This is a genomic window from Brevundimonas sp. DS20 (assembly GCF_001310255.1).
Lineage (GTDB): Bacteria > Pseudomonadota > Alphaproteobacteria > Caulobacterales > Caulobacteraceae > Brevundimonas > Brevundimonas aurantiaca.
Map to the genome: position 1 here is coordinate 3158113 of NZ_CP012897.1, position 13550 is coordinate 3171662.

Here is a 13550-nt window from a genome sequence, read left to right on the forward strand (position 1 = left end):
GCCGCGTCCCTGGGGGCCTGTAGCTCAATGGTTAGAGCCGACCGCTCATAACGGTCTGGTTGGGGGTTCGAGTCCCTCCGGGCCTACCACGGGACTTCTTTCTCTGAATTTCTCAGCCCTCAGGGGTCTAGCCGGAACGGCCGAACACAAGTAGTCAAACAGCAGATCGCTTGTGCGGTCGATGTCGAACACCCACTTCTCTCTCTTCCAACCGTCGGGAACACGGCGGCGGCGAAGGGATTTTCTTAATCATGGGCCGTTAGGCTCTGAACGTCGGTATTTTCCGACTCTGGAAGCGAGGCAATGAGTATGCGTGCGACCGAAACGATCTAAGCCCCGCCAGCGGGCTGCTGGTTTTTCGCCGAACGGCGAGTGAAAGGGACAGGGCCTCACCAGCCCTGTCCTTTTTGCTTTTTGGCCCTTCCTTTTTGGATTGCCGCGTTCGCTGAAAACGAGCTTTATGCCACCGGGAGGCGCGTGATGTTCAAAGGCAGGTGGTGGGACAGGCTGGGTTGGTTGGCGGGCGCCATAACCTGGATCGCGGGCTGGGCGGCGATCTTTTGGCCGCCGATCCGAGAGTATGGAAAATGCGTGGCGATCAGCGACCCTGCCTTGGCCCACCGGCTGAACGCTGTTGCGGCGGGCCAGGCAGGCGAACTGCCCAAGGTCTGCACCCACGACGCCGTCGACACCTTCATCGCCCTCCTGCAAATCCCGACGCCGATCTATCCAGACGTGCCGATCGGCGGCTATCTGTTCTTGGCGGCGAGCGTCATACCCTTGGTGGTGCTGGGCATCTGGGTTCGACAGGCGATCGAATACTGGGACAATGCGCGCGTCCCACTGTCGGTTTTGGAGACCGACGTCACCCTAAGCTTCGCCGAGCCCGACATGAAGCGGGCAATTTTGACGAGGAAGCAATTCTTCCACGCCAACCAACCCGACGTGGGCGCCTATCATTCGACCACCAAGGTGGATGGGGAAAAGGCGTCGATAGACCCCGACCACCAAGTCTTTGACGCCCAGGTCGGACATCGCTCGATCAAGGGGGAAATCATAAAGCAGGGCAACGAAAAATCGATCAATGTGATCGAGATCTACAACGAATCCCTGCCTCGAAATCCGCTCATAACCATACTGCCCAACCAGGTAGTACATTCGATTTACAAGAATTTCGGCGCATTCTTCAATGTGATCGTCAAGAGAACGACTGTCATTCATCTGGTCGATGAATACAACGCAAAAGAACCGTTCTACTCCATATCTTCGATGCGATATCCGGTGACGAACGTAAAACTGAGGTTCCTTTTCCATTCTGAAACCGCGCCGTCTCCAGAAGACATCTCCGCCTTCCTGATCAAGGACAATCTGGCGATGCGGCTGGCCTTGCCGCCTTGCCATGAGGGCGCCTTCACCACCTATGAGGTGGCGGTGCGAGAGTTCAAATCCGCGACGATCCGCGTCGCCTGGAACAATCGGAACCTGTTCGCTTGGAAGGAGCGGCAGCCGACGGCGGACAAGCCGTCTCAGCCGCAAGCCCCGACCGCGGAGAAGCCTGCGAAGAAATGAGACGTCGCGCCGAACGCGCAGCGCGAGCCTCAGCCGCCCTGGGTCCAGCGTTCGACGTCCGGCTCCAGTCCGATCAGGGCCAGGCCGGCGGGGATGGATTCGAACTCGCGGAAGACTCGGTCCGACAGCGCTCGCCGTCAGCTTTCAGGGAGGCCTTTTAGGCGCTTCAGCCCCTCGCGGGCGTACTCATTGTCTGGATCAAGCCGCAGCGATGTTTCGAAATGGGCGATCGCCGCCGCAAAGTCGCCCTCGGCCGCTGAAAGGTCGGCGAGGCCGTCATGGCTGAAGGCCGATTGCGGAAACTGTTCGAGGGTGAAGGCGAACAGGCGGCGCGCCTCCTCCATGACCGGCAGGCCGGACAGTTCATAGCCGATCTCGACCAGAAGTTCGTCGGTGGAGAAGGCTTCGGCCGAGGGCTGGGCCGCCTTCATGGCCTGATACTGACGGATTCCGGCCTCGGCCCCGCCCGCCATCACCGCATCCAGGATCGCCGTCTTGGGCTGAACCTCCGGCAGGGACGTCGGCTCGCCGAAATAGAGGCCGGCGAGGGCCCGGGCCGTCCCGCCGCCGCTGGCCTCGTCGCTGTTGCTGAGGACCACGATGGTCAGGTCGTCGTCGGGAAAGCGGGCGACCATGTTGGAAAACCCCGGACCGCTGCCCGCATGGCCGACCATGCGGCGACCGTGCCAGGTGCGAATCTCCCAGCCGAAGCCGTAGTTGTTGCGCGCCCCTTCGGTCATCTGGGCCAGGGAGGCGGGCGAGACCAGCCGACCGCCGTCGACGGCCTGGGCCCAGGTCAACAGATCGTCCACGGTGCTGCTCAGCCCCGCCTCGCCATAGACGCCGGTCATCGACTGCGGCGTCGCCTCGATGAAGGTGGAGCCGATCGAATAGTAGCCGGTCGCCAGATGAGGGATGATCCGCCGAGAGGCGTTGAAGACTGTGTGGTCCATGTGAAGCGGCGTCAGAATCCGCTCACGCAGGACCTCCGGATAGGGTTTGCCGGCGACCCGTTCGATGATCGTACCCAACAGATTGTAGCCGGTGTTGCTGTACCGATAGCCCTGGCCCGGCGCGAGTTCGAGCGGCCGGTCCCGCACCAGGGCCACGACGCCGCCGGGGCCGTAGGTTCGGCTGTCCAGGGTTTCGTCCCAGTCCGGCAGGCTGGTGTAGTTGGGGATTCCCGAGGTGTGGGTCAGCAGCTGCCGCACGGTGACGGCCCGCCAAGCCGGGGGACAGTCGGCGAGGTGGTCGCAGGCCAGGTCATCGACGCTGAGCCGGCCCTCCTCCTGCAGCATCATGATCAGAAGGGCGGTGAAGGGCTTGGTGACCGAGGCCAGTTGATAGACGGTGTCGGTGTCATTGGGGACGTCGAAGGCCCGGTTCGCCAGTCCATAGCTTCCCCGGAAGACAGGCCTCCCGTGCGCGGCGACCAGGACAGTCCCGCTGAAGGCCGCGTTCTGCACCACCGCCTTCATATAGGCGTCGAAGGCCGCGCTCAGATCGGGTGCGACGGCGGACGGTGACGGGGCTGACTGGAGCTGGGCGGCCTGGATCGAGGTCGCGCACGCGCCGCTCAGCAGGGCGCAGGCAGCTGCGGCAGCCGCGCGCCAGGTCTTGTTCAAAGCCACGTCAAATCCTCCGTCACATCCAGATATCTTTGCATCAACTTATTTTACGTCAAGATATTTTACACAAAGGTTTGTACGCGTGGTTTTCACCGCCTATCCTCCCCCCATGATCCAGACCCCCTCCTCGCCGGACGTGATCGACGCCGTCCTGGCTGACTGGCGAAACGCGCGGCCCCAAACCCAGGCCGACGCCCTGAACATCGTGGGACGCATCCTGTGGCTGGGGCGACGGTACGAAGAGGCCGTGGCGCAGATGCTGGCCGAACACGGCCTGTCCTATTCCGACTATGACGTGCTCGCGACCTTGCGCCGCGCCGGCGCGCCCTTCGAACTGTCGCCGACGGATCTGGCTAAGCGTGTCCTGCTGAGTTCGGGCGGCCTGACGGCCTGCCTGCGACGCCTGGAGACGCGGGGCTTGGTGTCGCGTCACAGCGTGCAGGAGGACCGTCGGCGTCTATTGGCCCAGCTGACGCCCGAGGGGCTGGATCTGGTCGAGGGCTTTATTGATCCGCGCTTCGCGATGGCCGAACGCGCGCTGGCCCCGCTGGACCCGACCCAGAGGCGGGAGGCGGAGACGGTGCTGCGCCGCCTGATGACGGCGGCGGAAGACTGAGGCTGCTGCGAATCAGCCGCCCTGGGTCCAGCGTTCGACGTCGGGCTCCAGTCCGATCAGGGCCAGGCCGGCGGCGATGGATTCGAACTCTCCGCCTGTCTCGATCCGGTCGGGGCCGAAGCGGCGGGTGAACAGGGTCCGGACGGCGGGGGTCAGGGAGGTGCCGCCGGTCAGGAAGACGCGGTCGATGGCGGAGGGGTCCAGTCCGGAGCGGTCGATGGCCTGGTCCAGCGCCGCCTCCATCTCGGCCAGTTCGGGGGCGATCCAGGCGTCGAATTGGGCCCGCGTCACCGTCGCCTCGATCCGCACCCCGCCCGCGACGAAGCGGAAATCGGCCGTCTCGTCCCGCGACAGATCCTGTTTCAGGCTGGATACGGCGCGGTACAGGGCGTGGCCGTGGTTGTCGTCCAGCACCTCGATCAGCCGCTCGATCTTCTCCGGCTCAAGCGAGGTGGTCGCCAGGGCGCGGATGTCGCGCATGTCGCGCGACGCCCGCAGCAGGGCCAGCTGGTCCCAGCGGGCGAAGGCGGAATAATAGCGCTGGGGCGCCGGCAGGGTCTTGCCCAGGCTGGTGTAGAAACTGCCCTTGCCCAGTTCGGGCGAGACCAGATGGTCGATGATCCGATAGTCGAAGGCGTCGCCGGCCACTCCGACGCCGGATTGGGCCAGGGGCGTGGATTTCAGCCCCTCGGGCGTGCGTTCGAACCGGACGATGGAGAAGTCGCTGGTGCCGCCGCCGAAGTCGGCGACCAGGACGGTGGCGTCCTGTTTCAGGGTCCGGGCGAAATAGAAGGCGGCGCCGACGGGTTCATAGGCGTAGCGGACGTCCTGGAACCCTAGCCGCTTGAACGCCGTCTCGTAGCGCGACAGGGCCAGGGCCTCGTCGGGCCGATTGCCGGCGAAGGTCACGGGGCGGCCGACGATGACGCGGGGCGGCAGATCGGCCATGGCGGCCCCCGCATGGTGGCGCAGCTTCAGCAGGAAGGCGGACAGCAGATCCTCGAACGTATAGCGCCGGTCGTGGATGCGGGTCTCGGTGAAGGCGGCGCTGGCGGCGAAGGTCTTGAACGACTGAATGAAGCGCGTGTCCACCGGATCGTCCACATAGGCCTCGATGGCCCAGGGCCCGGCCTCGACCACCCGTTCGGGGCGACCGCCGTCTTCGGCCGGGTGAAACTGGAAGCTGAGGGCCGAGCGGAAGGTGGAGACGCCGCCCGCCCCGTCAACCGTGAAACGGACCAGCTCGGCGCCGGTCGCCGGATCGGCCAGGGCCACGACCGAATTGGTCGTGCCGAAGTCTATGCCGATCGTGATCGGCTGCGGCGTGGTCATGACCCGGCTCCTCGAAGGGCGGGCTTCCTACAGTGTCCCGGCGGATTAGGAAACGCCGGATCGGGCCTTACCGGCGGTTCGTCGCCTGGGCGTGTCGCGCCAGCAAGGCCTCGGCCTGGTCCAGGTGCAGGCGTTCGACCATGGCGCCCCCAACCCGGATCGCGCCTTGTCCCTCGGCTTCCGGCGCGGCGAAGGCCGCCACCACCGCCTGCGCCGCCTGGACCTCGGCCTCGGACGGGGCGAAGGCGGTGTTGGCGGCGGCGATCTGGGACGGGTGGATCAGGCTCTTGCCGTCGAAGCCGTACAGCCGCCCCTGGGCCGCCTCGGCCGCCAGGCCGTCGACGTCCTCGATCCGGTTGAACACCCCGTCGACGGCCAGCAGTCCGTGCGCCCGCGCCGCGACCACCAGGGCCGCCAGCCAGGGCTTGAACGGTTCGCGATCCGGCGAGACGCCCGTTCCCAGGGCCTTGGCCAGGTCGTTGACCCCCAGCATCAACCCCTGAAGCCCCCGGCCCGCCGCCGCAATCTCGTTCAGGGCGATCAGGCCGCGCGGCGTCTCGATCATGGCCCACAGGGCCGCGCGCGGCGCCCCGGCCGACAGGGCGTGAACCGTCTCGGCCGTCTCGACCTTGGGCGCGACGATCAGACCGGCGCCCGCATCCGCCAAGGCACTCAGATCGTCCTCGCCCCACGCCGTGTCCAAGGCGTTGATCCGCACGCCCAACCGGGGCCGGAAGCCCCCCGTCTTCACCGCCGCGACCGCCGCCGCCCGCGCGTCGATCTTGGCCTCGGGCACCACCGCGTCCTCCAGGTCCAGGATCGCCACGTCGCAGTCCAGCGTCCGCGCCTTCTCCACCGCCCGGGCGTTCGAGGCCGGCAGATAGAGGACGCTGCGGACCAGATCGCGCCGCATCAGACCCGCCCGGTCACAGGAACCAGCGCCCCGGTCATGGCCCGGCTCTCAGGCGAGGCCAGGAACAGGATCACCGCCGCCAGATCGGCCGGCGCCACCCAGGTCGCCGGTTCGGCGTCGGGCATGTCCTTGCGGTTGGCGGGCGTGTCAATGATTGACGGCAACACCGCATTGACCGTGACGGACGTGGTCTTCAGCTCCTCCGCCAGGGCTTGGGTCAGGGCGTGGACGCCCAGCTTGGCCGCGCCGTAAGCCCCCATGCCCGCGCCGGGCTTCAGCGCCGCAGCCGAGCCGACATTGACGATCCGCCCGTCCGACGCCGCCTTCAGATAGGGCAGGGCCGCGCGACTGGCGTTCAGGGCGGTGGTCAGGTTCAGGGCCTGCATCCGGTCCCAGGCCGGCTGCGCGTCGTCCGTCGTCTGCCAGACGAAGCCGCCGGCGATATTGGCCAGGACGTCCAGCCGGCCGTAGCGGCTGATGACAGAGGCCACGGCCTCCTCGGCCTGGACCGGGTCGGTCAGGTCGACGCCGCCGATCTCAAGCACCCCGGGCGGAACCGGATGGCCTTCGGCATGGTCGATGACGGCGACCGCCAGCCCCGCCGCCAGGGCGGCCTCCAGCACGGCCCGGCCCAGCACCCCGTGCCCGCCCGTGATCGCGATCACCCGTTTCATCTCGTCCTCCATCCCTTTGCCCCTCTCGTCTGTCGGCTCAGCCTGCGGCGAAGACCTTGGCCATCAGGCGTTCCAGCCCCGCCTGGTCCACGGCGTCGAAGGCCGCCGGGGTCGTCGCATCCACGTCGAAGACGGCGATCAGTTCGCCCGAAACGTCAAGCACCGGCACCACGATCTCGCTGGCCGAGCGGCTGTCGCAGGCGATGTGACCGGGAAAGGCGTGGACGTCCTCGACCAGCTGGGTCTGGCGTGTCGCCGCCGCCGTCCCGCACACCCCGCGCCCGAAGGCGATCCGCAGACAGCCCAGCGTCCCCTGATAGGGTCCGACCACCAGTTCGTCCGCCCCATCCGGCGTCTTGTCCGGCGCGACGACGTAGAAGCCGGTCCAGAAGAAGTGGTCGAAGGCGTCGGCCAGCATCGAGGCCACGGTCGCCATCCGCGCGGTCAGATTCGGCTCCCCGTCCAGCACCGCCAGGATCTCGGCCTCGACCTCGGCATAGCGGTCCGCCTTGTCGGCGGCGCGGTCGTCGCGGGGGACATAGGACATGGGCGCTCCTTCGATTCGCAGCCGATATAGGCGCCCCTGCCCCCGGAAGCGAGCCTTCGTCCACAGGGTTCAATTTGTTAAATACCGGAAATCGCACAACAAGGTTCGGCGTAGCCAAATTTGCCGCTTGCTGTGGCGCCGCTTTGTCGCAAAACATTGTTAACCATGTTTGGCGGTCTGACCCGTCGGCGCCGGCGCGCCGTCCTGCGTCGCGTCGGCCAGTGGGATTGCGGGAGCGACAGGAAGGTATGGGCGAGTACGACAACGCCGGTCACGGTCCATCCCAGCTCCAGCGGCATCGCATGCCCCTGGCCGGCGGCGCCGTGGCGGTTCTGGTCCTGCTGATTGCCGTCCTGCTTCTGGCCAGCTGCGGCGACGGCGCCCCCGGCTTCTGGCGCCGAGGGGCCCAGAACGAGGCCGCCCTGTCCTGCCCCCGCCCAGCCTCGGTCACAGGGTCCGAGTTCAACGCCCAGGAGGCGAGCCTGCGCCACCTGCGCCGCGCCGCCTTCCGTGGCGACGTCTTCGCCCAGCTGGAGCTGGGCTCGCGCTACGCCGCCGTCCGCGCCACCGACAAGAATATCGAGGATCCGATCGAAAGCTCGGTCTGGTACGCCATGGCCCTGGCCAATGACGAGGGCTACGCCCCGATCAACGGGGTCGAACCCCAGGGCGGCGGCCTGTTCGGAGGGGGTCTGCGCCGCCTGTCGAAATACGACGACTGCCGCGCCTTCGAACGCCACCGCGCCTATCAGGTGCTGGACCGCCAGTTGTCGCGGATGAGCCGGCAGGAGCAGGAGGCGGTGCGCGACCGCGTCATCTACGTCCTCTCCACCCAGGACGCCGAGGGCTATCGCACCCTGGCCCGCCTCCACGACGGTCTCTACGGCCCCTTCGGCGAGCCTGCCGACAATCGCGAGGCCCGTGAGGCGCTCGGCCGCAAGCCCGAGGGCAAGAGCTTGGGCCAGCCGCGTTCGCGCGGCGGCTACTGGGCGGCGGTCAATCTGTTCCAGCGGAACGACGTCGACGCCTATCTCTACAACTATCTGGCGGTCCAGACCGGCGACGTCGGCGCCTATGTGCTGATGAAGGACTTCGAGCGCTCCTCGCCCGGCCGCGCCCAATATGCAGGCTTCGTCGAGGCCAAGGCGCGTCAGTGGACCCCGCCCTTCGAATTCTATCCGCTGGAGGCCCCGGCCTCCGGCGTCCCCTTCTCGGACGAGAGCCGCCCGCGCGGCGACGCCTATGAATACGCCCTGTCCCGGCTTCAGGGCGAACTGCCCTTCATCCATGTGGGCCGCGCCCTGCGCTATCTGGGCGTGACGCCCGAGGCCGTCACCGCCCCCGAACAGCTCTCCCGCCAGCAGATCGAGGCCTTCGAAGCCATGCTCGGCCATGCGACCGAGAGCCGGCTGTCGCCGCTGGAACGGGTCCGCGCCATCCAGCTGGCCGCCGTCAACGGCTCGTCGGAGGCCCAGCTGGTCCTGGCCGTCATGTACGCCGAAGGCATCGGCCTGCCCCCCGACTACGCCCGGTCGTTCAAATGGTTCGAGGAGGCGGCCCGCCAGGGCAGCCCCGAGGCCAAGTTCGCCATGTCCACCTATTTCGCCCTCGGCGTCGCCGGGGTGGCGGACCAGGACAAGGCCGAGGCCGTCGCCTTCCGCATCGAATCCGCGCTGTCGGGCTTCGGCCCCTCGGCTTCGCGCCTGCAGGCCCTGTTGTCCCAGGTGTCCCGCGCCCAACAACAGCGCCGCTAAAAGGGAGGGTCTGGTCGCATGAACATCCGCTCGCTCGCGAAAGTCTCGCTCCTCGTGGCCTTGGCCCTGTCCATCGTCACCGCCCAGCCCGACCCGGTTGAGGCCCAGGTCGCCGCCAAGGTCGAGGCCCAGACCCGGCCCAATTTCGGCGTGCTGCTTGATCCGCCGACCCGCAGCCGCCCGCGCGCCCATCGTCGCTACGACTATGGCCGTTATCGCGGCCCCGACTGGCGTCCCCTGCCCCGCCCCCCGCACCAGGAAGAGGTCGTCCTGGTCGATTGCGGCGGCAATCCCGGCTCGGGCGCGATCGAGAGCGCGGTCCAGCGCGTGCGTCCCGGCGGGACCTTGATCATCCGGGCCAGGGCCGGCGCCTGCGTCGGCTGGCTGAACATCGACAAGCCGATGACCATCATCGGCGACAGCGGCTTTGATCCGCGCCGCTGGGATGCGGCGACGCCCACCCTTCAGGCGCCGGACGGCCTGCCCTGCCTGACCGCCGCCCCCGGCGTCCGGGTCGAGGTCCGCGACCTGGTCTTCGCCTCACCCCACGCCGGCGACGCCGCCTGCGTCATCGGCTATGGGGCTGAAATCGTCATGAGCCGGGTCGGCTTCCGCCACGCGGGCGACGAGGCGGCGATCTATGTCGACGGCGGGCTTCTGGACCTGCGCGACGCCCTGATCGACGCCCGCACCGTCTCGGCCGCCGTGGTGGCCGACGGCGCCGCCGTCACCCTGTACGAAACCGCCATAACCGGGGCCGTGTCGGGCGTGGATCTGACGCCGGGCTCCGCCGCCCCCTCCAGCCTGACCTCGGTCACCTTGATCGGCTCGGAACAGCCGAACAACTTCGGGCCCCGCGCCATCGGCCTGATCGTCCGCGCCTCACGCGACTACGGTCAGGTGGCCGTCAGCAACGCCAAGATCTGCGGCTATGTCGAAGGGGTGGCGGTGGAGGGCGCCTCGGTCTCGGTCTCCAACAGCCGGATCTGCAAGGGCGACAAGGGCGCGGTCCTCTATAACGGCGAACTGCTGTTCGATCAGAACCGCGTCCGGGTGGATCAGGTCGGGGTCGCCGCCGCCTCGGGCCGGGCCGTGATCACCGGCAACAGTTTCGCCGGCGTTCGCGACGCCATCTATGGCGAGCCGCGCGCCAGCATCGAGGCCCGCGACAATCGGGTGTGGTCGCGCGACCTGTGCCGCCCCCGTTTCGAAAACCGCTATCGCGACCGTTATGCGCCTTCATGGGGCGGCGGCGACCGCGGCTATGACTGCCAATACAGCCCCTATCCGCGCGACTGGTGGGAGGCCGAAGACGGTCAGTACTATGACTACGGCTATCCGCTGGACGGCTATGATCGGTACCAGCAGGGCTACGGTTGGTATGATCGGGACGGCCGCTATGTGCCGGACAACCGCTACTATGGCGATGATCGTTGGAGTCGCGGCGGGCGCGGCTGGTAATCGTCCCTGTACGGCGCAGTCCGACGGTTCGGCGTGATCGAAAAACCGAGGATCGGAAACCGGTTTCAGGCTCACGCTTTGTTACAAACGCCATGGTCAAGCCGGTTTCGCCGCGCTAGAGCAGGCCGCATGTGCGAGCGGGTCAACCCGCCGAACCTTAAGACAAAGCTCAGGGGCTTAAGATGACTCAGTGGGTGTACGGCTTCGGCGGAGGCTCCGCCGACGGCGACGCGTCGATGAAGAACCTTCTCGGCGGCAAGGGGGCGAACCTGGCGGAAATGTCCGCCCTGGGCCTGCCCGTCCCGCCCGGCTTCACCATCACCACCGAGGTCTGCACCTACTATTACGCCCACGGCGAGACCTATCCGGCCGATCTGGAAGACCAGGTGAAGACGGCCCTGGCCAAGGTCGAGGGCGTGGTCGGCAAGACCTTCGGCGACGTGGACAATCCCCTGCTGGTCTCGGTGCGTTCGGGCGCGCGGGCCTCGATGCCCGGCATGATGGACACGGTGCTGAACCTGGGCCTGAACGACCAGACGGTCGAGGGCCTGGCCAGGCTGTCGGGCGACCGGCGATTCGCCTTCGACTCCTATCGCCGCTTCATCACCATGTATTCCAACGTGGTCCTGGGCCTCAGCCACGACGATTTCGAAGAGGTGCTGGACGCCCACAAGGACCGGCTGGGCGTCAGCGTCGACACCGATCTGAAGGCCGAGGACTGGGAGCGGGTCGTCGAAGACTACAAGGCCGTGGTCGAGCGCGAACTGGGCCACCCCTTCCCCCAGGATCCGAAGGACCAGCTGTGGGGCGCCGTCGGCGCCGTGTTCGAAAGCTGGATGAACGACCGGGCCAAATTCTATCGCCGCATGCACGACATCCCGGAAAGCTGGGGCACGGCCGTCAACGTCCAGTCGATGGTGTTCGGCAATATGGGCGAGACCTCGGCGACCGGCGTGGCCTTCACCCGCAACCCCTCGACCGGCGAGGCGCGGCTGTACGGCGAGTTCCTGATCAACGCCCAGGGCGAAGACGTGGTCGCGGGCATCCGCACGCCCCAGTCCCTGACCAGGATCGGGCGCGAGGAGATGGGCGAGACCGCCCCTTCGATGGAAGAGGCCATGCCCGAGGTGTTCGGCCAGTTCGTCGAGGTGGTCGGCAAGCTGGAGAGCCACTATCGCGACATGCAGGACATCGAGTTCACGGTCGAACAGGGCCGGCTCTGGATGCTGCAGACCCGCCACGGCAAGCGCACCGCCAAGTCGGCGCTGAAGGTGGCGGTCGATCTGGCGGCGGAAGGCGTGATCAGCCAGGAAGAAGCCGTCAGCCGGGTCGAGCCCTCGGCGCTCGATCAGTTGCTGCACCCGACCCTGGACCCGGAGGCGCCCCGCACCGTCATCGCCGCCGGCCTGCCCGCCTCGCCCGGCGCGGCGACCGGCAAGATCGTGTTCGACGCCGACGAGGCCGAGCGTCTGGCCGGGCTGGGCGAGGCCGTCATCCTGGTGCGTGAGGAGACCAGCCCTGAGGACATCCACGGCATGCATGCGGCGCGGGGCATCGTCACGGCGCGGGGCGGCATGACCAGCCACGCGGCCGTGGTGGCGCGCGGCATGGGCCGGGCCTGCGTCTCGGGCGCCGGCGAGATCCATATCGACGAGGCCAAGGGCGTCTTCACCGCCCGCGGCCGCAGCTTCAAGACCGGCGACATCATCACCATCGACGGCTCCAAGGGCGAGGTGCTGGACGGCGCCGTGCCGATGATCGAGCCGGAACTGACCGGCGACTTCCAGACCCTGATGGGCTGGGCCGACAAGGTGCGCCGCCTGAAGGTGCGCGCCAACGCCGAGACCCCGCTGGACGCCAAGACCGCGCGCGGCTTCGGCGCCGAGGGCATCGGCCTGTGCCGGACCGAGCATATGTTCTTCGACGACACCCGGATTGCCGCCGTGCGCGAGATGATCCTGGCCGACGACGAGGCCGGGCGCCGCACGGCCCTGGCCAAGATCGCCCCGTTCCAGAAGTCGGACTTCGTCGAACTGTTCGAGATCATGGCCGGTTTGCCTGTCACCGTTCGCCTGCTGGATCCGCCGCTGCACGAGTTCATCCCGCATACGGACGAGGACATCGACGCCCTGGCCGCCTCGTCAGGCATCGACGCCGAGAAGCTGAAGCGCCGGGCCAAGGAGTTGCACGAGACCAACCCCATGCTGGGCCACCGCGGCTGCCGGCTGGGCGTGGCCTATCCCGAGATCTACGAGATGCAGGTCCGGGCCGTGCTGGAGGCGGCGCTGGAGGTGAAGAAGAGCTCGGGCCAGGCGCCGATCCCGGAGATCATGCACCCGCTGGTCGCCCTGGGTCTGGAGATGAAATATCTGCGCGAACTGACCGACCGCACGGCCAAGGCGGTGTTCGACGAGGCCGGCGACAGCGTCGACTATCTGGTCGGCACCATGATCGAACTGCCCCGCGCCGCCATCCGCGCGGGCGATCTGGCCGAGCACGCCCAGTTCTTCAGCTTCGGCACCAATGACCTGACCCAGACCACCTTCGGCATCAGCCGCGACGACTCGGGGCGGTTCCTGCAGGCCTATCTGGACAAGGGCATCTTCGAGACGGACCCCTTCGTGCGTCTGGACCAGGACGGCGTCGGCGGCCTGATCGAGATCGCGACCGAACGCGGCCGTGCGGTTCGCCCCGAGGTCAAGCTGGGCATCTGCGGCGAGCACGGCGGGGATCCGTCGTCGATCGCCTTCTGCGAAAAGGCCGGCCTGGACTATGTCTCCTGCTCGCCCTACCGCGTGCCGATCGCCCGCCTGGCGGCGGCCCAGGCGGCCCTGAGCGGTGAGCGCGAAAAGGACCGCTGAGGTTAGACATTCTCCGTCATCCTCGGGCTTGACCCGAGGATCGGACGCGACGCCGCTTGTGCGAAGACTTTGACGCACAGCCCGATCAACGTCTGGTCCTCAGGTCGAGCCCGAGGATGACGGGGTGAAAGATTAGAGGGCGGTCTCTGACGAGGCCGCCCTTTTTGTTGCATCGCCACAAAGTCGCCGACCTTG

General features: G+C 67.4%; 10 protein-coding genes and 1 tRNA gene. 6 read left to right on the forward strand and 5 right to left on the reverse strand.

Annotated elements, in window-relative coordinates; genetic code table 11:
• Positions 1-13 precede the first annotated feature (13 nt).
• Positions 14-89: transfer RNA gene (locus JL11_RS15520), tRNA-Ile, on the forward strand.
• Between the two features lie 391 nt (positions 90-480).
• Positions 481-1569 carry a hypothetical protein gene (locus JL11_RS15525; protein WP_054766452.1) on the forward strand — a complete coding sequence of 363 codons (1089 nt, stop codon included), beginning with the start codon at positions 481-483 and terminating at the stop codon, positions 1567-1569.
• Positions 1570-1706: 137 nt separating this feature from the next.
• Here JL11_RS15525 and JL11_RS15530 read toward each other — a convergent pair whose 3' ends face one another.
• On the reverse strand, positions 1707-3200 hold the full coding sequence (locus JL11_RS15530; RefSeq protein WP_156314212.1) for a serine hydrolase domain-containing protein: 1494 nt from the start codon (positions 3198-3200) through the stop codon (positions 1707-1709).
• A 79-nt stretch (positions 3201-3279) separates the two neighbouring features.
• Between JL11_RS15530 and JL11_RS15535 the strand changes: the two genes are divergently transcribed.
• Positions 3280-3813, forward strand: a complete 534-nt coding sequence (locus tag JL11_RS15535) for a MarR family winged helix-turn-helix transcriptional regulator (RefSeq protein WP_054766454.1) — start codon at positions 3280-3282, stop codon at positions 3811-3813.
• Positions 3814-3825: 12 nt separating this feature from the next.
• On the opposite strand, the gene JL11_RS15540 is transcribed toward JL11_RS15535, so the two are convergent.
• The 4 genes from JL11_RS15540 to JL11_RS15555 form a co-directional block, all read right to left on the reverse strand.
• A complete protein-coding gene (locus tag JL11_RS15540) occupies positions 3826-5145 on the reverse strand; it encodes an Hsp70 family protein (protein WP_054766455.1) in 1320 nt (439 codons plus the stop codon).
• Positions 5146-5212: 67 nt separating this feature from the next.
• Positions 5213-6058 carry an HpcH/HpaI aldolase/citrate lyase family protein gene (locus JL11_RS15545; RefSeq protein ID WP_054766456.1) on the reverse strand — a complete coding sequence of 282 codons (846 nt, stop codon included), beginning with the start codon at positions 6056-6058 and terminating at the stop codon, positions 5213-5215.
• A complete protein-coding gene (locus JL11_RS15550) occupies positions 6058-6732 on the reverse strand; it encodes an SDR family NAD(P)-dependent oxidoreductase (RefSeq protein WP_231681332.1) in 675 nt (224 codons plus the stop codon). Before JL11_RS15550 ends, JL11_RS15545 begins: the two co-directional genes overlap by 1 nt.
• A 37-nt stretch (positions 6733-6769) precedes the next feature.
• Positions 6770-7279 carry a GAF domain-containing protein gene (locus JL11_RS15555; RefSeq protein ID WP_054766458.1) on the reverse strand — a complete coding sequence of 170 codons (510 nt, stop codon included), beginning with the start codon at positions 7277-7279 and terminating at the stop codon, positions 6770-6772.
• Between the two features lie 248 nt (positions 7280-7527).
• Here JL11_RS15555 and JL11_RS15560 point away from each other — a divergent pair, with 248 nt between their 5' ends.
• From JL11_RS15560 to ppdK, 3 genes are all read left to right on the forward strand, one after another.
• On the forward strand, positions 7528-9033 hold the full coding sequence (locus JL11_RS15560; protein ID WP_054766459.1) for a tetratricopeptide repeat protein: 1506 nt from the start codon (positions 7528-7530) through the stop codon (positions 9031-9033).
• 18 nt (positions 9034-9051) lie between these two features.
• Positions 9052-10494 carry a hypothetical protein gene (locus JL11_RS15565; protein WP_054766460.1) on the forward strand — a complete coding sequence of 481 codons (1443 nt, stop codon included), beginning with the start codon at positions 9052-9054 and terminating at the stop codon, positions 10492-10494.
• A gap of 182 nt (positions 10495-10676) precedes the next feature.
• Positions 10677-13355 (forward strand): pyruvate, phosphate dikinase, encoded by a 2679-nt coding sequence (gene ppdK, locus JL11_RS15570; protein ID WP_054766461.1) that lies wholly within the window; start codon positions 10677-10679, stop codon positions 13353-13355.
• The last annotated feature ends 195 nt before the right edge of the window (positions 13356-13550 follow it).